A 23,660-nucleotide genomic window follows, 5' to 3' on the forward strand; every position below is an offset into this window, starting at 1 on the left:
CATGACCGACGTCGAGATCTACCTCAACCCCGCCGCGAAGCCGGCCGTGCCGACGGCCGGGTTCGCCGCCGAGAGCCGTGTCCCCCAGGACACGCATCGCACCCTGCCCGGCTATCGACCGACCGCGGTGCACTCCTGTCCGGGTCTCGCTGTCCGGCTCGGCGTGCGCACCGTCCTGGTGAAGGACGAGTCCGAGCGGCTCGGCCTGCCGTCCTTCAAGATCCTGGGCGCATCCTGGGCGGCGTTGACCACCGTGCAGGCAGCCTGGGGCGCCGACACGAACGGCCCGCTGTCGGTCGAATCGGTGCGCGCCTCAATCGGTTCCACCGATGGTCGGGGTCTGGTCGCCGCCACGGACGGCAATCACGGCCGCGGGGTGGCCCGTGTCGCGGCCATGCTGGGCCTGGAAGCGACGATCCTGGTTCCCGCCGGCACGGCGCAGGCGCGCATCGACGCGATCGCCTCCGAGGGCGCCTCGGTCGACGTCGTGGACGGCACGTACGACGACGCGATCGCCGCGTCCGCGCGCCTGGCCGACAACGATCACCTCGTGGTCTCGGACACGTCGTGGGAGGGATACTCGGCCGCACCGCGCGCGGTGGTCGAGGGCTACTCGACGCTCTTCTACGAGATCGACGACGTCATCGACGCGCACGGTCTCCCCCGCCCCGATGTCGTTGCGCTGCAAGCCGGAGTGGGCGCGTTCGCGGCCTCGGGCCTGCGTCACTACCGAGACGGGCGGCCGAACCCGCCCAGCACCGTCGTCGTCGAGCCGGCGAGCGCCAACTGCCTGATGGCCTCCGCCCGCGCCGGCGGACTGACGCTGGTGCCCGGCCCGCACCCGTCGTCGATGGCCGGTCTGAACTGCGGCATGCCGTCGGAACTGGTGTGGCCCGTATTGGCTTCGGGCACAGACATTTTCGTCGGCATCGCCGACACCTACGCCGAGGACGCGATGCGCGCACTCGCCGACGAAGGCATCGTGGCGGGTGAGTCGGGAGCAGCGGGCCTGGGCGGCCTCCTCGCGCTCGCGGAGCGAGGCACCCCCGAAGAGCGGGCGCACGCGGGACTCGATCCCGACGCCTGTGTGCTGCTGGTCAACACCGAAGGTGCCACCGATCCCTCCAACTACGAACGTGTCGTGGGCCGCCCGGCCACCGACGTCGCCACCGCTCTCGAACCGCACTGAGGAGCACGCGCATGTCTCACACCCCGGAGACGGTCGAATCCACCCGCCTCGAGTCCAGTCACATCGACGTCATCGATCCCGATCAGCGACACGGCAGAGCCCGCGACCTCTTCACGGTCTGGTTCTCCGGCAATCTCAGCATCGGCAACGCGATCTTCGGCGCGTTGGCGATCGTCGTCGGCAACAGCTTCTGGTGGTCCGTCGTCGCGGTGCTGGTCGGCAACATCGTGGGCGGGACGTTCATGGCGCTGCACTCGGTGCAGGGTGCGAGACTGGGCGTCCCCCAACTGATCCAGAGTCGGGGACAGTTCGGCTTCCTCGGCGCACTGCTTCCCGTCGTCCTGGCGGCTCTCCTCTACTGCGGCTTCTTCGTCGTCACCGCAGTGCTGGGTGGGCAGGCTCTGTCGGCGGCCATGCCGAACACCTTCAGCGTCAACGGCGGTCTGGTGGGGCTCTCGCTCGTCAGCCTGGGCATCGCGTTGCTCGGTTACCGCGCCATTCACGTCGCCGCACGCTGGGCCATCTGGCCGCTCGCGGCCGCGGTCGTGGTGGTCACCATCGGATCGATCTCCCACAGCGGCATCGCGCTCACCGCCGGCCCGTTCCAGCCCGGACCGTTCTTCACCGCGGTCGGCCTCATGGCGACGTTCCTGCTGACGTACGCGCCCTATGTCTCCGACTACTCGCGGTACCTGCCCGTCGAGGTGTCCGCGAAATCCTGCTTCGGCTGGACGTTCAGCGGGGTGTTCGTATCGGCGACGTGGTGCAACCTGCTGGGTGTGGTGTTGGCAGTCCAGATCGGCGGCACGGACATGTTTCTCGCCACCCGCGAGGTGGTCGGTGTCGAATGGATTGCCGTGGCCACGCTGTTGGTCACCGCACTCGCGATCGCGGGCAACAACGCGTTGAACCTCTACGGCGGGATGCTCAATCTCATCACCGCGATCTCGTCGTTCAAAGATGTCCGACCCTCGGTCCTGGTCCGCCTCGGTTTCCTGTTGCCGACCTTCGCGATCGGACTGTGGCTGGGGCTCACCGTCACCGATGACTTCTCCGCACAGCTCACCAACTTCTTGTCGTTCCTGACCCTCGGTTTCGTCCCGTGGGGTGCGATCAATCTGCTCGACTTCTACCTTGTGAGGCATGGAAGCTACGACGTGACAGCATTTTTCACTCGTCGCGGCGGCGTCTACAACCATGATCCCGCCACGTGGACATACGGCGGGGTCAACTTCCAGGCGCTCGTCGCCTACGTGATCGGGGTGGCCGTCTCGTTGCCCTTCGTCAATAACGGCTGGTACGCCGGGCCGATCGCGCAGCAGCTCGGAGGTGCGGACCTGTCCTGGGTGCCGGGCCTGCTCGTCACCGGCGCCGTGTACCTCGGCGTCACCACGATCGCCGGGGCGCGACGTGGCTCGTCGCTCACCACGTTCAACGGCGCGGTTCCGGGAGGGGCACGATGACCCAAGCACTACTGCATGGCCGCACCGCGGTGGTCACCGGTGCGGCGCGCGGGATCGGGCTGAGCATCGCCAGTCGCCTTGCCGCTCATGGCGCTGCGGTGGCGCTGATCGATCTCGACGAGCAACAGACCCGCGCTGCTGCCCGCCAGGTCGAGGAATCGACGGGCGGTCGCACCATGGGCCTGGCCGCCGACGTGACCGACGCCGCGCATCTGCGCAGAGCGGCCGACGAGATTGAGGCGACTCTCGGCCCCGTCGACGTGGTGATCCCCAACGCCGGCATCCTCGTGCTCAAGACCGCCCTGGAGATCAAGCCCGCGGAGTTCGACGCCGTCCTGCGCGTCAACCTCACCGGAGCCTTCCTCACCGCCGTCGAGTTCGCCCGCCGGATGCCCGAGAGTGGAGCCGACGGTCGGATCATCTTCACGTCGTCGTTGTTCGGACTCCGCGGCGGAGTGGGCAACTCCGCTTATGCCGCATCGAAATTCGGCATCATCGGGCTGGCGCAGAGCATGGCCGCCGAGCTCGCCCCGGCCGGAATCCGAGTCAACAGCGTGTGCCCCGGCCAGATCGAGTCGGCGATGATCCGGCAGTTGTTCTCCGACCGCGCCGCCGCCAACGGCACCGATCCCGAATCCGAGCGGGAGGCGTTCGCTCGCCACATTCCCCTCGGTGGTTTGGGCGACCCCCATGACGTCGCGGACACGTACGTCTACCTCGCCTCGTCACTGAGCAGTTACGTCACCGGTCAGCACATCGTCGTCGACGGTGGCTGGAGCGTGGGTTCCGCCTGACATGACGACCGACAGATGGATCGGGCGGAAGCGACGCCGCCGGCCCCGATGGCCATTGCTCCCCCATCAACAGACATCAGGACCGGCGCGCCACTGCAAAGGCTTCGCTCAACCCCTCACTGCGCGCGCCTCGACAGTCCCGACGAGAGAAACCATGAGCATTCTACATAAACAACGCCGTTTCTGAGAAACGTTAAGAATTCGCCTCCGCCGTAGTTCCAGGTCAGGTCTGCCATACTGCGTAGGCCCTGCATCAGCTGAGCCCATGCCGATGCTGCATCGTTCACAAGGAGCGCCCCCAGTGGCTGAGCGGCTCGTCGCCGGCCGTCACCACCTCAGCCGAGCAGAGGTGGCGGCCCATCAGAAGCAACGCCTGTTCAAGGCGCTTGCGACGGTGATGGCTGCCAACGGCTACATCAACACCACCGTCGACGACGTGATCAAGGAAGCCAAGGTCTCCCGCGCCACGTTCTACGAGCACTTCGATTCCAAGCAGGACCTCTTCATGTCCGGCTACGGGCGTGCGCAGCGACGAATCATCACGGCGATCCGCGAGGTCCCGGTCACCGGCACCCCGATGGAACGCTTCGGCGTCATGCTGGACCGATACCTGGGGTTCATCGCTCTCGATCCGATACGGGCGCGGCTCTACCTGCTCGAGGTCTACGCCGCAGGCCCGGAAGCGATGCGCCGTCGCGTCGAATTGCAGCAGGAGTTCGTCGCCGGGGTGGCGCAGATCTTCGACGCACGCGACGACGCCGACCTGTTCTCCTGTCAGGCCCTGGTCGCCGCCGTGTCGACGTTGGTGACCAATGCCCTCACCCGCGGCGACGACGTCACCGCACTACGCGGGCCGATCCTCGCCCACACGGCACGCGTCATGGACCGCGGATGACGGGCGAACCACTCGGTCTGCGCGAGCGCAAGAAGACGCAGACCCGCCGCGCGATCCGGCGCGCGGCATTCGAACTCTTCACCGTGCAGGGCTTCGGCGCGACCACGGTCGAGCAGATCGCCGAGGCCGCGCAGGTCTCGCCGCGGACCTTCTACCGCTACTTCAACGTCAAGGAAGCGGTGCTGATCTCAGAAGATCACTCACCGCTGATCGTGGCGGCGTTTCGCGCCGCGCCGCGGCACCTGACCCCCATCGCCGCGTATGAGTACGCCGCAGCCCAGGTGTTCGGTGGATTGTCCGACGACGATCGGCACGACGATCTCGTCGGGCAGCGTCTGCTCTATCAGATCCCCGAGGCGCACGGGCTGATCTACGTCGAGTTCATCAAACTGATCGAGCTCATCACCGATGCTCTGCAGGACCGGTTCGACGAGCCGACCGACATTGCCGAACGACGGGTGCTGGCGGGCGCGATGGTCGGTGTGATCTTCGGCGCCGCGCACAACAACCCGCTGCCCGAGAAAACCGTCCCGCAGGCCCTGGCGGTTCTCGACGCAAAATTGTCCCCGTGACGAGTTCGACCTGGGCGCCGCTGCGCTCACCGGTCTTCCGCGCGCTGTGGATCGCGCAGTTGGTGTCCAACCTCGGCACCTGGATGCAGACCGTCGGCGCCCAGTGGATGCTCGTCGGCGATCCGCGGGCCGACGTCCTCGTGCCGCTGGTGCAGACCGCGACGACGCTGCCGGTCATGCTGCTCGCGCTGCCGTCCGGTGTGCTGGCCGATCTGGTGGACCGGCGACGGCTGCTGCTCGCGACGCAGGGCGCGATGGCTGCCGGGGTGGCGTTCCTGGCGGCGCTGACCGGGTTCGGGTTGACGACGCCCGCGGTGCTGCTGATCGTGCTGTTCGTGATCGGCTGCGGGCAGGCGCTGACCATGCCGGCCTGGCAGGCGATCCAGCCTGATCTGGTTCCACCGCAGCAGATTCCGGCCGCCGCGGCGCTGGGCAGCATGAGCATGAACGGCGCGCGGGCGATCGGGCCCGCGATCGCGGGCGCGCTGGTGTCGCTGGCCGGGCCGACGTTGGTGTTCGGGCTGAACGCGGTGTCGTTCATCGGGATCGTCGCGGTGCTGCTGTGGTGGCGCCGGCCCCCGGTGCAGCACGACTACCCGCCGGAGCGCGCGATGGCGGCGTTGAGCGCGGGCGGTCGCTTCATCCGCAGTTCGCCGATCGTGCGGCGCATCCTGCTGCGCACGGCGCTGTTCATCGCCCCGGCGAGCGCGCTGTGGGGACTCCTGCCGGTGATCGCTGCCGACCAGCTGCAGCTCTCGTCGGCGGGGTATGGGTTGCTGCTCGGCGCCCTCGGCGTCGGGGCCCTGCTGGGCGCGTTGGTGCTCTCGCGGCTGCGGTCGCGGTTCGGCGCCAACATGCTGCTGACGGCCGGGGCGGTCGGGTTCGCCGCGGCGACCGCGGTGTTGGCGTTGGTGCCGATCTTCGGGGTCGTGATCGCGGCGCTGGTGGTGGGCGGCGCGTCGTGGCTGCTGTCGTTGTCGACGCTGAACGCGTCGATGCAGCTGAGCTTGCCGGCGTGGGTGCGGGCGCGCGGGCTGTCGGTGTACCAGCTGATCTTCATGGGCGGGCAGGCGCTGGGGTCGGTGGTCTGGGGCGTGCTGGCGGGTGCGACGACGAGCGTCACGAGCCTGCTGGTCAGCGTCGGGTTGCTGCTGGCGTGCGGGCTGTCGTCGCTGTGGTGGCCGTTGCACGCGAAGACCGGGAACCTGGACCTCACGCCGTCGTCGCATTGGCCCGAGCCGTCACTGGTGTTCGAGCCCGAGCCGCTCGACGGGCCGGTGCTGGTGCTGACGTCCTACCGCGTGCTGCCGGAGAACGAGGAGCAGTTCATCTCGGCGATGACGGTGCTGGGCCGCTCACGGCAGCGCACGGGCGCCTCGCAGTGGCGGCTGTTCCGCAGCGTCGAAGAGGAGTCGACGTTCGTCGAGACGTTCGTGGTGCGGTCCTGGGGCGAGCACATGCACCAGCACTACACCCGGCTCACCAACCAGGATCAGACGGTCGAGGTGCGGGTCGAGGGGTTGATCGAGGGCTCGGCGACGTCGCACCACTACCTGGCGGTCCGCTCAGACTGAGCCGTCCACCGGCCAGGACACCGCTATTCGCCGTTGACGGCGGCGGCGTACCGGGAGGGCGGGTACGGCAGTTCGATGCCGCTCTCGTCGTAGGCCCGCAGGATCTCGCGGCGCAGCCGGCGCTGCACCGACCACTGGACACCGGGACGGGTCTTCAGGGTCATCCGCAGGGTGACCTGGTCGGGGCGCAGCTCCTGCACGCCGAGCATCTCGGGTTCGCCGAGCACCTTCGCCGCGATCTTGGGGTCCTCGAGGGCAGTGTGCGCGGCGTCGAGGGCCACCTGTTCAGCGCGTTCGACGTCGGCGCTGAGCGCGACCGGCACCTCGATGCGGGCGACGGCGTAGTCCTGGCTCATGTTGCCGACGCGGGCGATCTCGCCGTTGCGCACGTACCAGAGGGTGCCGTCGATGTCGCGGACGGTGGTGACGCGCAGCCCGACGCTTTCCACCTCGCCGACCGCGTCGCCGAGGTCGACGGTGTCGCCGACGCCGTACTGGTCTTCGAGCAGCATGAACACGCCGGTCACAAAATCGCGCACCAGGTTCTGCGCGCCGAATCCGATGGCGAGGCCGACGACGCCGGCGGAGGCGATGAACGGGGCGATGTTCACGCCGAGGACGTTCAGGATGCCGAGCGCCACCCAGATGAGGAGCACGATCGACGTGGTGGATTTCAGCACCGAGGCGATGGTCTGAGCGCGCTGCGCACGGCGTTCGGCGGTGTGGGCGCTCGAGGGAGCGCGGTCGCGAAGGCCACGCAGTAGCGGTGGCTTCTTTCCGGGTGCGTCTGTGCGTTCCTTCGGAGATCTACCGGTGGCGGCACGGTCGATCATGCGGTGCAGCACGTAGCGCGCGATCAGGACGACCAGGATGTAGGCAACGATCCGGATGGGAACTTCGAGTAACCAGTGCCGGTTGGTCTCTGTCCATTCGAAGGAAAGGTTGTATACGTCCATCATCGCGACCGTACAGTTACCCACTCCGCCGAACGCAAATCACGCTGCGGCTGAATCACTTTGGCGCAGCCGGCCTGATGTGCGGCGAATGCCCAGCGCTAGCGACAAAGTCGGCGGCAGGTGAGCCGCACTAACGAGTTCTGATGACGTGTCGGTGCTCACTCGTATCGTCTGCCCATGGCAGCGCGACGGGATGCGGGGGGCGGCGGTATCGCCGGTGTCTTCGGCGTGCTGGTGGTCGTCGGGCTGATCGTCAAGTACATCTGGTTCATCGTCGGCGCACTCGTGGTCGCGGCGGTGGTCACGGGGGTGTACTACGCGGCGAGCGCCGCGCTGCGGCGGGCCGACGAGCAACGCCGCCTCGCTGAGCGCCGTGAGCAGGAGTTGTGGATGCGCGCCGAACGGCAGCGCCGATGGACCATGCTCGACGACAGCCGCGCCATTTATGGCGCCGACGGCGATGGTCCGACGCGTGCCGTGCTGGAGTCACGACCCGAGGGCGGGCCGGTCGCGCGGCTGGCGCGCACCGCGGGCGAGCTCGCGACGCTGAAGAGGAAGAAGCCTCGCGCATGGCAGGTCGCGGTGTTCGGGTCGGTGCTGCGGCAGCGCACCGCCGAGTTGGCGCCGCGGCTGCGCGACAGTCGCTCGGGCTTCACCACGGCCGACGGCATGCACGTCTCGTCGGGGCCTCCCCTCGCGGACGTCCTGCTCGGCCTGATCGACCAGATGCTGTCCACGTCGCGTCAGCTCGCCGACTTCCTCGCCACCTGTGTGGCGATCCCCGACGAAGACGATGCCGACGCGGTCGAGCACACGGCGCACCGCCTGATGGACTACCAGGTGCGCCTGCTCGAGTTGTCCGAACGCTGTCGCGCGTTGTCCGCACCGTCGGCGTACACCGACGTGATCAGCTCGTGCGCAAGGATTCTCGACACACCCATCCACGGGTTCCAGGAGTTCGTGGACGAGTATCTCGAGGTGGTCGACGCGTTGCCGCGACTGCTCGAACACGTGACGGGCCGCCTCGAGGTACCGGCGATCGTGCTCGATCTCGCGATCGACGACACGTTGTTCGACACGACGACCACGGGCCTTCAGGCAATGCAGCGATGATTGCTCGACGGAGCAATAACTGACGCGGACGTCGATCAAAGATCGATCTCTGCCGCCGAATTCGTGACGTTCGTGAGCGCGCCTCTTGTTTGCACAACGTTCGCTGGCTACTGTCACGGGTACTGGGAACCCGTTGCACGCAGCGCTCTCGGTTGGGTCGGGGATCCATGCCGTTGTCGAGAAGGATTTGCCCATGAGCGCTGCAGGCCGTCATCACCGTGTCCAGCCCCGTCGTCGTCGCAGCGGATCACTCGCGGGCCTCACGGTCGCCGCCGCTTTGCTGCCGGCCCTGGCCACACCGAGCGCCCACGCCGCGAGCCTGCTGCCCGAGGGGCCGTCGACGGTACGGACACTGAGCCCGCTGCCCTTCGGGTACATCAACACCACGCTGAACGGCGCGGTCTGCGCGGCGCCGAGCACGTGCACCCCGATCCCCTACCTCACCTTCGTGACCCCCACCGGCACCGCGGCACTCGACTCGGTGCTGAAGGACAACCCGGACGAGCCGGTCGTGATCTTCGCCTACAGCAATGGCGCGCAGGCCGCGGAGTACTGGATCGCGGAGCACGCCGACGACCCGGATGCGCCGCCGGCGGAGAACGTGACGTTCATCTTCATGGGCAACTCCATCCGCAAATACGGCGGCGCGGACAAGGAATTCGGGATCTCGCAGCCCTCGCAGTACAAGGTGATCGACGTCGCCCGCGAGTACGACCCGGTCGCCGACTTCCCGGACAATCCGGCCAACCTGCTGGCGCTGGCGAATGCGTTGGCGGGCGGGTTCTCGATGCACGATTACCGCGATGTCGACATCGACGATCCGAACAACATCGTCTGGACCGAGGGCAACACCACCTACGTGCTGGTGCCGACCGAGAAGCTCCCGCTGCTGAATCCGCTGCGCGTGGTGGGTCTGAACGCGCTCGCTGATCAGCTCAACGGTCCGCTCAAGGAGATCGTGGATCAGGGGTATGACCGTAGCTACATTCCGAAGGACGAGCCTGCGGTCACGAAGACAGCCGCGCCGGTCACGAAGACTGCTGCGCCGGTCGCGGAGGTCGAGCCGGCGCCCGTGAAGGCGGTCAGTGTCAAAGAGCCTGTCGTCGAACCGGATTCGGACGAGCCGGCACCCAAGAAATCCCGAACCACAAGGGCAACGCCGGTCGCGGACGACGTCACCGACACCGTCAAGACGATCACGAAGACGGCGACGCGGGAGCTCAAGAAGCTGACCGAACCTCTGAAGACGCTGCGCGAGACCAAGAAACCCAAGGACGACTCCCCGACGAAGCGGGACGCGCCGTCGTCGGACGGCGGCGACAGCGCGGAGTAGTTACTCGTCGCCGCCGGCAGCTGACGCCGACGCTGCCGCGGGCTCCGGCCTCTCGACACGATTCGTCGTGCCGCGGTCGTCGTCCTTCGTCGAGTCCTTCTCGTCGGACTCGCGGGGCGCGGTGACGGTCTTGTCCTCGAGCGAATCTGCCTGCGCAGCTTCTTTTTCCGCGCGTGCCTCGTCACGCAGACGCTTACGCTCCTCGCGGCGCTCGGCGGCTGCGTCCTTCCACGACGTTGCGACTCGCTTGGTGGTCGAGGCCTTCACCTCGCTGTCGCTCTGCTCCTGGGCGACGGCGGTCTCCTGACGGGCGACCGTCGGCGTGGGCCCGGGCGGTCCGGTGAGGGTGTCCGGGATCCCGTACTCCATCTCCGGCCGGTTGTAGGCCTTCTCGATCTTCGGCCGCAGTTTGGCGTCCAGCGCGGCGACGAAGTCGGGGTCGAACTTGAACGCGACCATCGGCTGGAGGATCGGGAGCACCTCGGTCGGGATGAGGATTGTGGTGGTCGTCCCGCCCGCCGCGTTCGTCTCGACGGTGTAGTAGGTGTCTTTGTTTTGGATGTCGAATTCGGACTGCTTCACGTGCAGGATCGCGGCGCCCATGATGGCGTTGGAGACGGCGAGCATGTTCCACGGGTTGTCCGGAAAGTCGGCGATGCCGTCGTACTGGGCGGTGACGATGATGATGTTGTACGGCGTGACGGGTGTCGGCAGGTTGCCCAGCTTGCCGGTCCAGTGCTTGCTCGGCGATCCGTAGATGGCCACGTTGAGTTCCGACGGAAGCGGCGGTTCCTTGCCGTCCGTGGTGTTCGCGCGGTCGGCCTCGAGGCGGCGCAGGACCTCCATGACGGCGGGCGCGCCTTCGGAGACGCCGCCGATGGTCTTGGGTCCGGCGTACTGCGGGTCGTAGACAGCGTTGTAGAGGTTCTCGGTGCCGACCTTCACCGAGGAGTAGAACTCCTTGCCCGGGAAGGGGACGTTGACGCGACGGTCGTACTCGGCGAAGTAGCCGCCGAAGGCGTTGACCATCTGCTCTTCGCTCAGCTCGGCATAGATGCCCTTGCCGCCGAGGAGTAGGGCCGTCGACGCATTCGCCACACCTGCGGACGGCGCGATGATGAGAGCTCCGAGCAAAACAGCAATGCGCTTCATAACCCACCCCGGCTTCTTCAGCGACGAGTCCTAACCTGACATTTTGACGGTACTGCCGTATTGCCGCGGAGGAATCGGGGAATCCCCCCGTCTTGACAGGGGACGAGCCTCAAAATTTGCTGTGATTGCAGACCCTGAGCAGCGCGAATTGGCGTTCAGACCCCCCTCGCGGAGGTCTTAAGCTTGTCGACGGGGTTTCTCGTCGAGCTCGAAGGAGTCGTGGATTTGTCGCGCCTGCAGGTTTCGACGTCGGAGCTGGTTGCCGTGTCGAGCGAGCTGGACACGCTGGCGCAGCAGCTGCGGTCCGGGCTCGGGACCCTCGACGCCGACATCTCCGATGTGTTGGGTGCGGGGTGGTCCGGGGACGCGGCGACGGCGTACGGCCAAGTGTGGCGGGACTGGCACGAGGGGGCGGCCCAGGTGATCGAGGGGCTCACCCGGATGTCCGGCCTGCTGCAGGACGCTGCCGAGCGGTACTCCGCGACCGACGTGTCGTCAGGTGAGGACATCTCCGGGGCCGGTGTGTGATGAGTGCGTTCAGCGTCGACCCCGCAGCACTGCTGGCCGCGGTGGATCGCATGTCGGCTTTCGACTCCGAGCTTGACAAGCATTTGGCCCACGTGGCGAGCAGCGTTGCGCGCCTCGGCACCTCATGGCAAGGCGACGCCGGTGACGCCGAGCGTGCCGCGCAGGCCCGGTGGGACGAGGGCGCCCGCGGGATGCGCGAGGCGCTGGCGCGTCTGCGCGCGATCACCGAGGGTGCGCACGAGAACTACTCCGCTGCCGCCCGGACGAATCTGCGTATGTGGGGGTGACGGTTGACGGCTCCGATCACCGTCGACCCCGTCGCCCTCGCCGGGATGGGTGCGGCTGTCGCGACTGACGGCGTCACTGTCGCCACCGCGGTGCACACCTTGTCGACGGCGCTGTCGGGAGCGGGGGCCCTGTTCGGACACGACGCTGCCGGCCTACTGTTCGGGCAGAGCTACACACAGGCCGGCAGGTCCCTGCTGGAGGCCACGGGGTCAGCGGTAAACGCCTGCCGCAAGGTCGGTTTCGGTGTGCAGATGTCGGCGTTCAACTACGGACGCGCCAACGCCGCGTCCACGGTGGGCGGTGGGGAGACACCGGTTCCTCAGCCGTCCGCACCCGGGGCCTTCAGCGCACCGTCGATGCCTCCGCCCATGGGCAGCGGTGTCGCGGAGCCGCTGTTGTGGACGATCGTCGAGTCGTTGGTTGGGGATGTGTGGCCAGACGGCAACCCCGAAGAGATGCGGGCAGCGGCGGCGGCGTGGCGGTCGTTCGGCGTCGCGGTCGGCACCACCGCTGAACCCGTCACCGCGGCGAGCGCGGCCTTGGCGGGGCAGCAGATTCCCGAGGCCGGTCACATGGGCGATGCGACGGGGCAGATCAGCAGCGGGCTAGCTGACATCGCAGCGCAGGCGGAGGAATTGGCGTCACACGTTGAAGCGTTCGCGGCCAACGTCGAAGCGACGCAGAACGCGATCCGGGGGCTGCTCCACCAACTGAGCATCGGCGGAGTGCTGGATGCTCTGGGCGATATCTTCAGCGGCGAGAATCCCTGGCAGAAGGTCCAGGAAGTCGCCGACGAGATCAAAACCGTGCTGGGCAACATGAAGCGGCAGGCCGATGCCTCTCGGACCTTGTTCAGCCAGAGCATGAATGCGCTCGATTCAGCGACGACGTCGCTACAGAGCTGGGCTACCAAGGAATTCGTCGAAGTCTTCGGCGAAGACGTGGGTACCGCCCTGTCGCAGGACTTCAAGGCATTGACCAGCCTGCCCGCGGGTGGACTGAAGTTCCTCGGGGTCACGGCTGAGGGACTCCAAGGGCTTGATCCGATGCGGTTCGCGTACGACCCGCAGGGTGCTGTGGACACGTGGAAGAGTCTGGCGGATTCGACTGCGATGCTGACCAATCCGGCGCTGTTGGCGGAAAAGGTGATTTCGGATCCGCAGGGCAGTCTTGATGCCGCGAAGGCGATGGTCGACTGGGAGGACGTCGAGAAGGGCGACCCATTCCGCGCGCTGGGGTACAACGCGGCGCAGATCGGGACGATGTTCCTGCCCGGTGTGGGAGAGGCTGGGCCGGCTGCCAGTGCCGCGTCGGCTGAGGCGCGGGTCGCTGGAGCCGAGGCGCGGGCTGCCGGCGCAGGCACGCGAGACGCCGCTGCGGCCGCCGGTGGTCGCGCAGCGTCCGCGACCGAAGGGATCAGCACCAAAGCCAGTGAGGTCGGTTCGAAGCTCGATGGCATGAAAGTGCCGGAGACGCAGCCAGGTTCGAGTGTGGGCGGGAAGGCGCCGGTGGAGGCGCCTCGCGCGGACGCGCCGATGCAACACAGGAGCGCACCTGGTTCAGAACTTCCAACTGCGCACGACGCGCCTCCCGCGATTGAACCCAACTCGTCAGCACCGCAACAGCACGAGTTCGACTCCCCGCATGGGCCCGATCAACCAAACAATCCGCCGCACACAGGTCTGTATGCCCCCCCCCCCGCCGAATCACGGTGTCATTGGTGAGCAGCTTCCGGACTTGAGCGCGATCAACGCGGAGTACAGACTCCTCGAGGGCTCGATCGACCCCGGGCGATTCGAAGAGTGGACCCACCGGGTGTCCGAGGCCTATCCACAAATCAGTCCCGACGGCGTTGCAGCGATCTATCACTACTCAACCGAGAACTTCGAAGCGATCAATCCCTACCTGCGGAACATGGAACCGTTGACAGATAGCCAGGTAATGGTCCTGGATGCAAAATCCATAGCGGACATGACGGATTCACAGCGCGCCTTGTTGGAGGCACGAATTACCCACATCGACGAGGGCCTTTCGTCGCTACCTCCGTATCGCGCTGATCCCATGGATGCAACGTCCACAACGTGGAGAGGACTGCACGCTTCCGATGACCTTCTTGCAAAACTACAGCTAGGCAGCGTATTTCACGACCCGGGATACCTAAGCACGTCACTCGACGCAAGGGTAGCCGAGCTGTTCGCTATGAGGGCAGGCGAGGGAACCACTCCCACTGTCGTCACTGTGCACGGTCATAACGGAGTGGATATAGCAGCACTCTCGCAGTACATGGACGAATCTGAGATCCTCTTCCCTCGTTCGTCGGAATTCGAAGTAATGTCGATGGAGATGGGACCCGGCGGGATAATGCGAATAGCGTTGAGGCAGGTTGGACCATGACAGATGCCGAGAAGCGAGCTGTCATTGAAGAGCTCTCCGCGAGAAAGCGAGTCGGCCAGGGGCTGTCCCGACCATATGCGCGGAAATGGGATGTTGGCGGTTGCATTCCGAAGCATTCCTTGTGGCGGCACCGTGACGAACCCCTCGCCAACCTCGCCAGCGGTCTGCTTGCCTTGGAACAGCCCTTGGTGTGGGCGAACGACGCAGTCCGCATAGGCGAGGGGCGAAACTCGTTGTGGGTCGCGGTGAATAGGAGCCTGCCCGGAGAGGGTCCTCCCGATGCATACCTGCTGGGTCAACCCGGTGACAACGCGGCCGTGTACGTCGGGAACGCGCCGGAGGTGATCATCGAGATGATCAAAGACTGGTCAAATCCAGCGCTGACGGTTGCGCCTCTACCCGAACTGCAAGTCGGATTCCCGGCCATGGAAGATCGGTGGCCGAGATACGTGGGCAGTTGGCAATGGAACATACACGGAGAGGCGAGGGATGAGGACGTCTTGAAGCGCGCTGCGGTAGCGACTGTTGCAGCCATAACGAAGGCCTCAGCGTGAGCGTCGATCTAGTTGAGCAGATCTCTCGTCTACCGGCACTTGCGGGGATTACCTACCGAGGTATGACCGGCGCACCGCCGAGCAGCGCGCTCACGCTTCCGGGGTTGCTACCTACATCGGTCAATCCACGAGTCGCTACCGAAAACTTCACCTCTGAGCGCGTAGCCGCAATTGCGACAACCAGTGGACGATACATAGGGCCCTTGTCTCGGCATCCCGATGAAATGGAAACTGTTCTGCTACCAGGGACACTTCTTCTGCCGGTTGGGTTCGTTCAAGTAGAAGGACTCGAAAACCCGGTCATACTCCTGGAAGAGCCGGGCTCCGCACCCGGCTTGCCAGCCAACAAGGCCGAACTCCAGGCGTTGGTCACTCGGCAAGTCGAGACGGCGCTGGCCTTGCCGCCAGTTGCCATCCATTCCCCAGGACGCTTCACGCCACCACGTATATGAGAAGTAATGAGTTGATGCGGATCGAAAGTCGTGTGCTGCGAACATCGCGGACCGTCACCGTCAGGGCGCAACGGTCTTCTCTCGAGACCAACCGGGCGGGCGCAGAATGTTGACCATCAACGAACTCATCGACCCCGGGATTCTCGAATGAACCCGATGGAAACATCGCCAGACCTCGTCATATGGGCTGCTGAATCTGGATTTACCTGGAAGTCAGAGGGTTACGGAGAGCCCATGCAATTCTTCAACCAAGGCGGCGAAGAAAGATACTACTTCCGAGTCAGTGCGGATAGACCTGGTTGGATCGAGGTCACCAACGTGAGCCGTTCAGGCGGCGAGCAGCACCTTTTCAGCGCCAAGAACTCAGACGTCGCCGAACGCTTCTTCTGGGGATTGTTTGGCTCGGATAGACGAAGCCGGATGCGATTGCCGCGTCTGAGCATTCCCGTTCACGCCGATCAGGTTGCCAGTGGTTTCCGCATCGATCTATCCAAGCCCGGTCAGTCGTGGCTCGTGGACAAGGACGGAGAGGACGTGATGGCCGCTTCTGCGGACATCTCCGACATCGCCAATCTGGTGAGAACCTCGCACTGGATGTCAGTGCCACGTCAAGTATTGGAACAGAGTTACTCCGATCCCAAAGGCTGCCCAGCGTTCCCGCTGTCGAAGTAGCGAGGTGGCTATGCGCGATTTTTGCCATTACGGGCCGATTGGCTCAAATGGACGGCGTGGGCGGGGATGTGGAATCCGTCGGTCATTGTCGACAACGTTAAGGAAGACGCCGTCTTCGAGTCTGATGACCAGACGTATCGCCTGAGGTACGAGGATGGTTCGTGGGTGATCGACGTGACCAATGACCGGCGAAAACTCTATCCCGCGGTTGCGCGATTCTCGAACTTTGATCTAGCAGAAAAGTACTTGATATGGAACTGGGCAACATTCATACGAAGCGATCTCGCGTCGGGCCCGTTAGGAACCGAGCTCTACAAGAAAGGCTATGCGCCGTCAGTCGAAGTCAGCGAGATACGGGAATACTTCGTGGAGATCCGGGGCAGCGAAGGAGCGGCGGCGCTATCAGCCGCCAGCGCAACGATCTTTAGCCACCTGATGGCGACGCCGATTGAGGAAATCGAAAGGTTGGTCAACGGCGGCATGCAATCGGCCTAGGTTGCGGGACAAAAGCAAGACGATGTCGCAGGAGTAAGCCAGGCAGGTATGGGACAATCACCGCAATCAATACGCAAGAGCACTGAGTGACATGCAATTTTCGAAAACCCACTTCGCAAAAGACGGCCGCTATTGGCTTGGCCGCGAGGAGGTCTCGCGACGACCTTTTCTCGGTATCCCAGTCTCCAACAGCGTGATCGACTACAGCGAGTACTACTGGTTGACCGAGGATCAGTACGACGAGTTCGTCGTCGATGACGATGACGCCGCAATCTTCGCCGAGGCCTGCCGTCGGCGGGAGCACGACGATGTCATTGTCTTCGCACCGGGCTCCGATCGCGGGGCCGCTCGTTGAGCGGCTACACACTCGTCCGACAGCCCCCGGTCGTCATGAAACGGCGCAAGAGCCACATCGCTACAAGTCGTAGGCTTGTCCGGAACAGTCGTCTCGATCAGTCCTCTTGGGGGTGTGCCTATGGTCTACGTAGACACTTACTTTTCTGCGCAGGATCGGTACTCCCTCGGCATCGAGGACAATTCCTGCAAGGCATACCTCTCGATACCCGTGAGCAGCGGAGTCGTCGACTATGAGGAGTACTACGAACTCGCCGCCGATGAGTACTGCGAGCTATTACAGAATCGCTCCAAAGCAGCCGAATTCGCAGAGTCGTGCCGAAATCGCGACCGAGACGGTCGACTGATCGAGCGGCCGGGATGGAATCGGGGAACGCCAGTATGAGCCGAGCACTGGTCGCCAGAGGACGTCGATGAGACCTGGTTTCTCCGATGACGTCGAGGCAATCGTCGGGCCCGTCTTGACGGTTCGCGGCTTCGTTCTCGACCAGATCGACGATAGCCCTGACAGCGGCGGCCGCGAGCGCCACATCGTCCATTATCGCTCGCCCGATTTGCAGAATTCGGATCTGCGAGTCATCCAGACAGGGCGAACTGAACACCATGATCGCGACGTCCGACGCTCCTCATCAGTTCGGCGTGAACAGCCCCGAATGGCAATTCCAGACAGCGTTCACCGAACGACCCGCGGCGTCTTTCCAGGACATCGCCGAGAGGACGAGGCTGGAGTACGAAGCCTATGCCGACCCACTCGTTGGGTCCGCGACCGCATCGTGCGATGCTTCGACGCGGCGCGCACGGGGATTCGCGCCATGCTTCACAGCGATTGAGGTTCCGATCGATGAGTAGGAGCCGCTTCTCGGAGAAGCACTTCTCGATCGACCATCGCTTCTCGCTTGGCGACGATCTCCAAACGGGCGATTGCTATATCGCGATACCTGTCAGCAACGGCCCGGTCGACTACAACGAGTACTACCGACTCAGCGCCGACCAAGCCCGCTCATTTGTGGCTGACCTCGCATCGTGTATCGCATTTGTTGAGGCCTGCCACCGCCGGGAGCACGACGATCTCCTCCTCTACCCGCCTGGCAAACGCCGCGGGACACCACCGTGATGACTCCCCGCGAAAGTCTGCTGCTCCATGGCTTTTACGACTGGGTCGCGCTCGACCAGGTGCATCGGTGTGTTGCCCTGTCCATGGCTGGATCTCCGACTGCGCGGGTCCAAGAAGCCGTGTTGGAGCTCATCCGCGACATGCTCGCGCACGGCCTATTCGAAATCGGCGATGTCACAGCCGAGCGAGGTTTCGCCGCATGGCCCGATCCGATCAATGACTCGATCGCGAAAATTGAGCGCTACTACGTCGAGGCATATCAGGACGTCAACGTATGGCCGTGGTGTTGCTGGCTCAACCTCACCTCGTACGGGGAGCGCGTCGCGTCTCGGCTACCGCAGAACTGAGTACCGAACGAAGCTGTGACGGCAGAAGCTCGTCGTCGCGCTCACCCACCGCTAATTAGCCGTGAGTGATCCTGTGCAGCAAAATCCGGCTCGCAAGAGCGTCCTACTCGGGGTTCGGTTGGAGTCTCGCCGGCAGTGCCGCATACTCCCGCCCGCGCACGCGTAGTTCATACAACCAGCGTCGATAGACGTGCTCGTGTTCAGCACCGATTCGCTTGCCAGTCTCCGTGATTCGCAACCAGACGGTCCACGGCCATCCATGGCGGTCATCGAAGTTGTGGACATACTCGACTGTTATCCGCCGCATCGTGTCGCTCAGCTTGGATGTCCAGGGCACGAATTGCGCTCCGTGATCGCGTAGGCCGCCGACTTCGGCGAGATGTTCGCCGAGGAGTGATTCAACAACCTCGAGCGTTTTGCGCTGAACATCGGCGAGCGTGGCCGACGAGTCCTCCGCGGCTACATGGCGATGCACATCCCACAACTTGACCCAGTCATTCTGACCTTCTACGAGTACTTTCTCGCGCGCGGAGAGTGTCTCGGGCTCGCCGGCCTGCCCCGCCTCCATGTCCCGAGCCTAGCGACTCGAAGATCTGTCGCCGCCCACACCGCACGGCCCCGGCGAGACACTTTGACGGCGTCAACCGCTGCGCGCCTGCTCGCAAGCATCGTCGTCGTCGAAGTAGCCCCACTTTTTCGCCTCCGCGATCACCTCCCGGCGGAAGCGGGGCGCGTGACGGTCGACAGCTGCCAGAGCCTCTGCTGTGAGGCCCTCGCGTACTCCACTTCGCGCGTGGGCGAAGGGGATGTAGGCCCGCAGCAGATCAGGAGTACTCAGCGCGATCTCCAGAATCGAGTAGTCGTCGAAGTACGCCGACCCATCGAGCGCTTCTGCGATGCGGGCCGCGCTCCACCGCAGCGGATCGCCGTTACCCGAATCAAGGAGGTTCTCCATCTGGACACAGCGCGACCAACCGTCGAATGCCTTCCCCGCGGGCGATGCGAAGAACTCCCTCTGCAGTTCGAGCAAGTCCGTGTGGTCCCAATCCGGCGGCGCGTATCCGTCGCCACCGTCGGGCATGCAACTGACGAGCCACTCGACCAGGGGTCTGCATTGCGGCCACGGTTCCGTCTCTCGCGGGAACGGAGACCCCTTCAAGCCTTGCAGCATCCACTCCTTCGCGTCGGCCACTGTCATCTCTATGAGGTCCACGTCCGGATCGCCGTCCATTTGAATGCTGTCGAGGACATCCGAGACGGGCCCGTACCCGACTTCGGCGGTGTCGATCATCGACATCGTGCTGTGGCTGATCTGAGCGACACAGGCCACCTCGTGACCGCTCGGAAAGCGTGCGCCAATCACCAGCTCGTCGAAGTCGCCGAGGACGTGAGCGAACCGGACGGCTCGGTAGACCTCGACGCGCCGAAGTTCGGTGATCCACTTCGGGATGTGGTGGCGTCGGCGGGCGACTTCCTGGCGGCACGCTGTCTGAGCGGCTGGGTCGTCGTCGAGAAACTCTGCGAGAGCCGCCAACAGCGCGGTGGACTCCTGCGTTTCCAGCGCAGTGAAGTTCTCGATAAGTCGCTCGCGGTCGAGGGCTCGGCTAGATCTCAGGCGCGCGAACGGATCTGGCTTCGACGACTGGATCAAGTAGGCGACGATCGCGAGCAGGCCCAGCGGATGCTTCTTGGCCAGAGCCTCGCCGATCAGGTTGCCGGCCATCCTGTCGTGCTCGTCCAATTTTGGGTCCGTCCGGTGCCGCCGCCGCGCATCCCGGCGCGCTTGCTTCATCTTGCGTCGCTGACGTCCCTCGTTCATGGTCCGCACGGTAGGACGGAGGGGTGACAACCGAGGCTGAGCGCACGGGGCGCCGCCTGGCTGAGGCAGCGCGGCGGAGAAATTAGCGTCGAGACCCCCGGGCGACGGGCCCTATTGTCGAGGAAACGTCGCTTTCGGGGAAGGTCATGAAGCACCTACAGGTAGATGTCGATCAAGCGTTGACCGCATCACGCGCCCTGGGCAATGACGCCGTTGAACTGGGCGAGGAACTCGACCGTCTGGAACACGACTGGCACAACGTGTCCCGGGAGTGGTCGGGTACCGCTGCGGCAACGTATTCCGCCGCATGGGAAGAGTGGCTCGAGGCAGCCACGCAACTGGTCGACGCTCTTGATGAAAGATCGCAAAAGCTGGGCATGGCCGCGGTGAGCTATGCCGAGCGCGACAGTGAATCTGGAGCTGAGATCCGCTCTGTCCACACGGAGATCACCAGCTGATGCGCTATCGAGTAGAACTCGACGAACTGTTGAGCTTTGTAGACCGTCTGCAGTCCTTTCAGCAGAGGGCCGAGTCACTGGCCGCGCGCATCGACGCACAGGTGGCGTCGCTGCACGAAACGTGTTCCGGCAGCGCGGCGGACGAGCACCGGGCACGCCACGACGAGTGGATGACGGCGAGCGCTGAGATGCGCGAGGCGGCCGCACAGCTCCGCGCCGCTGCACACATCGCGCACCGGAACTACACCGGGGCGGCTCAATTGAACGTCGCCATGCTGACGTGACCGTCCAGGACGTCGACACCGACACGTACTACGCCGTCGGAAAGGGATTGTTCGAGAAGGCCGGCAAGCTGTTCGACGCCATCAACGTCAATGTGGGCATTCTCGGTACGACGGGTTCGATGGCGGGCACCGACGATTCGGGAAGGGCTTGGGCGACTTCCTATGACGAGCGTGCTGCCGAAGTCCTCGGTGCTGCCAACGATCTGATCGCGGCGATGGAGAACTACGGCGGCGTCATCATCCAGGCGGGATACAACCACGCAGTCGCAGAACACAACGCCACGCCCGGGAACCAAGGTGCGGCGCCGACGAAGCCACCCGAGCCCGCCAGCACAGCTGGTGTGCTGACAGCACCCCCTTCCGCCGGCGGTCCGGGCCGAGGGCTGCTCGACACCGTTGGTTTGATGCAGCAAGTGGGCGTCCCGGTGCCGGACGGCGACACAGACAAAGTGTCGAATGCCGCCGACGCCTGGGACCGGATGGCGACCGTCTACCAGACGACATCCATCGTCGAAGGTCTGGGAGTTGATGCCCGGACCTTCCGCGACACGCACTCGCCCGAGGTAGAGCTGATTGTTCGAGACCTCGACCAACTGAAGGACGCAACGTCGTCGGTGCTGAACGGATGCGCCGAGCTGGCGCAGTCGTGCCGAGACTACAAATCAGCTCTTGATGACCTGAGGTCTCAGCTAGAAGGCATCCTCCAGGATCTCGCGGTCGAGATCGCGATAACCGCAACGATCGGGATTGCCGCGTCGTTCGTGTCGTTCGGTGTCGGCGGCGTAGCCGCCACAGCCAAGGCCGCACAATCGATTACAAAATTTGCACGCATCATCGCTGAAGCCGTCAGTGCGTGGAAAGTCACGAAGAACATCAGCAAGGGCGTCAAACGGGCGCATGACATCGCAGGCATGCGTCAGAAGCTGCAGCGCATCAAGAACCTGGGACGGAAGGGCAAGCCGGACGAGAAGCCGCCAGCTCCACCTCCGACACCACCAGGAGTGCCTGCAGGATGGACCTCGCGTCCCGCCAACAACGGAAAAGGAATTGTCTATCAGAAGCCTGGTTCTGCGGGTGACCGCAATTCAGTACGAATAATGGACCCGGGGGCCGACCCCCGCTATCCAGATGGGTACGTGAAGTTCACCAACGAGCACAATCAACCGATTAATCTCGACGGGAAGCCAGCAGGTCGGCCCGACGCGCACATCCCGCGAAACCCTGACGGCACCTATCCGATCCCGAAAGGTTGGCGGCCATGATGGATCTAGGACTGAACGGCAAGAAACTGCAGTCTGTGCTGATCGAAAACTCAATTGTCATGCAGCTGTCGGACGAACATTTCGCGTTGATCGCGTCGCCTCTCGTCCTCACCCGCAACGGCGAAGTGTTCACGTTGACTCCGGACGAAGATCCGCAGGAGGCCTTCCAGCCGATTCGCCAGCTGGTGGGGCTGGACGTGTCTGAATCAACAGCCGACGATTCCGGTGCACTCAAGATCGCTTTCACAGATGGCAGCCTGATCCAGGTACCGGCCGATGACGCATACGAAGCGTGGAACGTATCGGGGCCCAATGGCGCGCTTGTCGTCTCAATGCCCGGCGGCGAACTCGCTATCTGGAATGCACAGACCGATCAGGATGGCGCGTGACGTCAAAAACGCATCCAAGAGGCAAGACGGGCGGGCGTTCCTGCCCGCGAACGGCGGTTGACGAACTCGCCCCGTGGAGCGCACACGCCAGAACGTCTGCCTCAGAATGAATTACGCGTCCGGAGAATTGCCTCGGTGAATGCCAGCTTGAGGTCCCTTCGGGATTCAGAGAACCGGATGCTTCGTGACGTTCTGAACCGTCGTGATCCAGCACTCTTCGAGAAGGTTGCGAAAACTGACACGGTGTCGCGCAGCGATGCGGAACTGATCGTGTCGATCCTGTCTGACGAATTCATCGACAATCTCGACGCAAGCTGGGAACCGACGGCGTACGGCACAGCTATCAGCGATCTCCTGCAACGTATCAATGCGGTGAGATTGGATGAGACGTGATGCGACGTGGAGACGAATGCTGTGGCCATGACTGAGCGCGCGTTGACTGACGAGGAACGTTCGTTGATTTGCGCAATCGTCAGCACGACAAAAGATTACGATGCGTATGCGCTGCAGGTCGAGCTCGCCCACGCGACGATGACGAAGAGTTCGACGTGGGTCTGCGAGGTTCGGGCGCCGGACTCAACGCGAGTCTTTGGATGTTCAGACGGACCGTTCCCAGCCCGGGCGTTCGTGTCCGAGGGCGTCGAATACCAGGGTGAGATCATCATCTGGATCACCAGTGGCCACCTTTCCGGACTCGAGTACGCCTGGGTGACCGATCAGCCGCCCACCCGCTGGCCACGGCCCGACGAGCTGGTGGTGCATCCAGCGTGATCGACTACGAGCAGTTTCCGGATCTCGACGGGTTCTATCTCGAAGACAGTTTCGTCTTGGCGATCACCGAGACGCCGTCAACGCTGACTTTCAGTCTCGACGCCGTGCTGACGCCCGAGCACCAGGCGTATCGACCGCCGCGAACAGGAGAGCATCATTGCTACCAATTGGCCGACCTGAGATTCAATAACTGCACAAAGGTCGAATGGCTGCACCGGTCGCACAGTTTCTTCACCGACGCCACCGGAGCCAAGGACCGCGGCAATATCGATCTGCTCACAGCCGACGCCAGTGCCGTTCTTCTAGAGGGCGACTGGGGTCGTGTCAAAGTTTGGGGATCGCGGGGCAACGGTTATCCACGGCCCAGGATGAAACTGCGGACAGAACACGACTCGACCGTGAGTGATTGAGCGAGGAGCTGTTTCTTGACGCCGGACG

Annotated in this window: 30 protein-coding genes; 26 read left to right on the top strand and 4 right to left on the bottom strand. The window is 64.3% G+C overall.

Annotated elements, in window-relative coordinates:
• Position 1 precedes the first annotated feature (1 nt).
• The 6 genes from DMB80_RS17675 (at position 2) to DMB80_RS17700 (ending at position 6,487) form a co-directional block, all read left to right on the top strand.
• Entirely contained in the window at positions 2 to 1,189 is a 1,188-nt protein-coding gene (locus DMB80_RS17675; RefSeq protein ID WP_111511051.1) for a diaminopropionate ammonia-lyase, read from the top strand.
• Between the two features lie 11 nt (positions 1,190 to 1,200).
• Positions 1,201 to 2,652, top strand: coding sequence for a purine-cytosine permease family protein (locus DMB80_RS17680; protein ID WP_111511052.1), 1,452 nt, complete (start codon positions 1,201 to 1,203; stop codon positions 2,650 to 2,652).
• Positions 2,649 to 3,446, top strand: coding sequence for an SDR family NAD(P)-dependent oxidoreductase (locus tag DMB80_RS17685; protein ID WP_111511053.1), 798 nt, complete (start codon positions 2,649 to 2,651; stop codon positions 3,444 to 3,446). Before DMB80_RS17680 ends, DMB80_RS17685 begins: the two co-directional genes overlap by 4 nt.
• 301 nt (positions 3,447 to 3,747) lie before the next feature.
• On the top strand, positions 3,748 to 4,341 hold the full coding sequence (locus DMB80_RS17690) for a TetR/AcrR family transcriptional regulator (RefSeq protein WP_111511054.1): 594 nt from the start codon (positions 3,748 to 3,750) through the stop codon (positions 4,339 to 4,341).
• Positions 4,338 to 4,913, top strand: a complete 576-nt coding sequence (locus DMB80_RS17695; RefSeq protein ID WP_111511055.1) for a TetR/AcrR family transcriptional regulator — start codon at positions 4,338 to 4,340, stop codon at positions 4,911 to 4,913. The genes DMB80_RS17690 and DMB80_RS17695 overlap by 4 nt, the downstream gene beginning before the upstream one ends.
• The gene (locus tag DMB80_RS17700) at positions 4,901 to 6,487 is read left to right on the top strand and encodes an MFS transporter (RefSeq protein ID WP_111511056.1); all 1,587 of its coding nucleotides are present in this window, start codon (positions 4,901 to 4,903) and stop codon (positions 6,485 to 6,487) included. Before DMB80_RS17695 ends, DMB80_RS17700 begins: the two co-directional genes overlap by 13 nt.
• 23 nt (positions 6,488 to 6,510) lie before the next feature.
• Here the strand turns inward: DMB80_RS17700 and DMB80_RS17705 are convergent, their stop codons facing one another.
• Positions 6,511 to 7,443 (bottom strand): mechanosensitive ion channel family protein, encoded by a 933-nt coding sequence (locus DMB80_RS17705; protein WP_111511085.1) that lies wholly within the window; start codon positions 7,441 to 7,443, stop codon positions 6,511 to 6,513.
• Between the two features lie 177 nt (positions 7,444 to 7,620).
• Here DMB80_RS17705 and DMB80_RS17710 point away from each other — a divergent pair, with 177 nt between their 5' ends.
• A complete protein-coding gene (locus DMB80_RS17710; RefSeq protein WP_111511057.1) occupies positions 7,621 to 8,556 on the top strand; it encodes a hypothetical protein in 936 nt (311 codons plus the stop codon).
• Positions 8,557 to 8,749: 193 nt separating this feature from the next.
• The gene (locus tag DMB80_RS17715) at positions 8,750 to 9,889 is read left to right on the top strand and encodes a PE-PPE domain-containing protein (protein ID WP_111511058.1); all 1,140 of its coding nucleotides are present in this window, start codon (positions 8,750 to 8,752) and stop codon (positions 9,887 to 9,889) included.
• Here DMB80_RS17715 and DMB80_RS17720 read toward each other — a convergent pair whose 3' ends face one another.
• On the bottom strand, positions 9,890 to 11,041 hold the full coding sequence (locus DMB80_RS17720) for a PE-PPE domain-containing protein (RefSeq protein ID WP_111511059.1): 1,152 nt from the start codon (positions 11,039 to 11,041) through the stop codon (positions 9,890 to 9,892).
• Between the two features lie 219 nt (positions 11,042 to 11,260).
• Between DMB80_RS17720 and DMB80_RS17725 the strand changes: the two genes are divergently transcribed.
• From DMB80_RS17725 to DMB80_RS17780, 11 genes are all read left to right on the top strand, one after another.
• On the top strand, positions 11,261 to 11,569 hold the full coding sequence (locus DMB80_RS17725; RefSeq protein WP_162938591.1) for a WXG100 family type VII secretion target: 309 nt from the start codon (positions 11,261 to 11,263) through the stop codon (positions 11,567 to 11,569).
• Positions 11,569 to 11,856, top strand: a complete 288-nt coding sequence (locus DMB80_RS17730; RefSeq protein ID WP_111511061.1) for a WXG100 family type VII secretion target — start codon at positions 11,569 to 11,571, stop codon at positions 11,854 to 11,856. Before DMB80_RS17725 ends, DMB80_RS17730 begins: the two co-directional genes overlap by 1 nt.
• A 99-nt stretch (positions 11,857 to 11,955) precedes the next feature.
• On the top strand, positions 11,956 to 13,581 hold the full coding sequence (locus DMB80_RS17735; protein WP_162938592.1) for a WXG100-like domain-containing protein: 1,626 nt from the start codon (positions 11,956 to 11,958) through the stop codon (positions 13,579 to 13,581).
• Positions 13,582 to 13,594: 13 nt separating this feature from the next.
• On the top strand, positions 13,595 to 14,251 hold the full coding sequence (locus tag DMB80_RS17740) for an ADP-ribosyltransferase (RefSeq protein ID WP_162938593.1): 657 nt from the start codon (positions 13,595 to 13,597) through the stop codon (positions 14,249 to 14,251).
• Positions 14,248 to 14,805 carry a hypothetical protein gene (locus DMB80_RS28175; RefSeq protein ID WP_162938594.1) on the top strand — a complete coding sequence of 186 codons (558 nt, stop codon included), beginning with the start codon at positions 14,248 to 14,250 and terminating at the stop codon, positions 14,803 to 14,805. The genes DMB80_RS17740 and DMB80_RS28175 overlap by 4 nt, the downstream gene beginning before the upstream one ends.
• Positions 14,806 to 15,413: 608 nt before the next feature.
• Entirely contained in the window at positions 15,414 to 15,929 is a 516-nt protein-coding gene (locus DMB80_RS17750; RefSeq protein ID WP_276131556.1) for an Imm61 family immunity protein, read from the top strand.
• Between the two features lie 165 nt (positions 15,930 to 16,094).
• Positions 16,095 to 16,424: a hypothetical protein gene (locus tag DMB80_RS17755; protein ID WP_240431250.1), complete on the top strand. Its 330-nt coding sequence runs from the start codon at positions 16,095 to 16,097 to the stop codon at positions 16,422 to 16,424.
• Positions 16,425 to 16,617: 193 nt separating this feature from the next.
• Entirely contained in the window at positions 16,618 to 16,779 is a 162-nt protein-coding gene (locus DMB80_RS28640) for a hypothetical protein (protein ID WP_240431251.1), read from the top strand.
• Between the two features lie 120 nt (positions 16,780 to 16,899).
• On the top strand, positions 16,900 to 17,163 hold the full coding sequence (locus DMB80_RS28645; protein ID WP_111511067.1) for a hypothetical protein: 264 nt from the start codon (positions 16,900 to 16,902) through the stop codon (positions 17,161 to 17,163).
• Between the two features lie 456 nt (positions 17,164 to 17,619).
• The gene (locus DMB80_RS17775) at positions 17,620 to 17,892 is read left to right on the top strand and encodes a hypothetical protein (protein ID WP_162938595.1); all 273 of its coding nucleotides are present in this window, start codon (positions 17,620 to 17,622) and stop codon (positions 17,890 to 17,892) included.
• Positions 17,889 to 18,239: a hypothetical protein gene (locus DMB80_RS17780; RefSeq protein WP_162938596.1), complete on the top strand. Its 351-nt coding sequence runs from the start codon at positions 17,889 to 17,891 to the stop codon at positions 18,237 to 18,239. The genes DMB80_RS17775 and DMB80_RS17780 overlap by 4 nt, the downstream gene beginning before the upstream one ends.
• A 103-nt stretch (positions 18,240 to 18,342) precedes the next feature.
• On the opposite strand, the gene DMB80_RS17785 is transcribed toward DMB80_RS17780, so the two are convergent.
• Both DMB80_RS17785 and DMB80_RS17790 read right to left on the bottom strand, forming a co-directional pair.
• On the bottom strand, positions 18,343 to 18,807 hold the full coding sequence (locus tag DMB80_RS17785; RefSeq protein ID WP_111511070.1) for a hypothetical protein: 465 nt from the start codon (positions 18,805 to 18,807) through the stop codon (positions 18,343 to 18,345).
• A 72-nt stretch (positions 18,808 to 18,879) separates the two neighbouring features.
• Positions 18,880 to 20,058 (bottom strand): hypothetical protein, encoded by a 1,179-nt coding sequence (locus DMB80_RS17790; RefSeq protein ID WP_162938597.1) that lies wholly within the window; start codon positions 20,056 to 20,058, stop codon positions 18,880 to 18,882.
• A 146-nt stretch (positions 20,059 to 20,204) separates the two neighbouring features.
• On the opposite strand from DMB80_RS17790, the gene DMB80_RS17795 reads away from it, so the two are divergent.
• The 7 genes from DMB80_RS17795 to DMB80_RS17825 all read left to right on the top strand — a co-directional run bounded on the left by DMB80_RS17795 (position 20,205) and on the right by DMB80_RS17825 (position 23,632).
• Positions 20,205 to 20,516: a WXG100 family type VII secretion target gene (locus DMB80_RS17795; protein WP_111511072.1), complete on the top strand. Its 312-nt coding sequence runs from the start codon at positions 20,205 to 20,207 to the stop codon at positions 20,514 to 20,516.
• A complete protein-coding gene (locus tag DMB80_RS17800; RefSeq protein WP_111511073.1) occupies positions 20,516 to 20,800 on the top strand; it encodes a WXG100 family type VII secretion target in 285 nt (94 codons plus the stop codon). The genes DMB80_RS17795 and DMB80_RS17800 overlap by 1 nt, the downstream gene beginning before the upstream one ends.
• Positions 20,797 to 22,062 carry a WXG100-like domain-containing protein gene (locus tag DMB80_RS17805; RefSeq protein WP_111511074.1) on the top strand — a complete coding sequence of 422 codons (1,266 nt, stop codon included), beginning with the start codon at positions 20,797 to 20,799 and terminating at the stop codon, positions 22,060 to 22,062. Before DMB80_RS17800 ends, DMB80_RS17805 begins: the two co-directional genes overlap by 4 nt.
• Positions 22,059 to 22,451: a DUF6188 family protein gene (locus DMB80_RS17810; RefSeq protein WP_240431252.1), complete on the top strand. Its 393-nt coding sequence runs from the start codon at positions 22,059 to 22,061 to the stop codon at positions 22,449 to 22,451. The genes DMB80_RS17805 and DMB80_RS17810 overlap by 4 nt, the downstream gene beginning before the upstream one ends.
• Positions 22,452 to 22,586: 135 nt before the next feature.
• Complete coding sequence (locus DMB80_RS17815; RefSeq protein WP_162938598.1) at positions 22,587 to 22,844, top strand: hypothetical protein; 258 nt, start codon at positions 22,587 to 22,589, stop codon at positions 22,842 to 22,844.
• Between the two features lie 27 nt (positions 22,845 to 22,871).
• Positions 22,872 to 23,222 carry a hypothetical protein gene (locus DMB80_RS17820; RefSeq protein WP_111511077.1) on the top strand — a complete coding sequence of 117 codons (351 nt, stop codon included), beginning with the start codon at positions 22,872 to 22,874 and terminating at the stop codon, positions 23,220 to 23,222.
• A complete protein-coding gene (locus tag DMB80_RS17825) occupies positions 23,219 to 23,632 on the top strand; it encodes a hypothetical protein (RefSeq protein ID WP_205538757.1) in 414 nt (137 codons plus the stop codon). Before DMB80_RS17820 ends, DMB80_RS17825 begins: the two co-directional genes overlap by 4 nt.
• Positions 23,633 to 23,660: the final 28 nt, after the last annotated feature.

Source organism: Mycobacterium kyogaense, assembly GCF_003254575.1.
GTDB lineage: Bacteria > Actinomycetota > Actinomycetes > Mycobacteriales > Mycobacteriaceae > Mycobacterium > Mycobacterium kyogaense.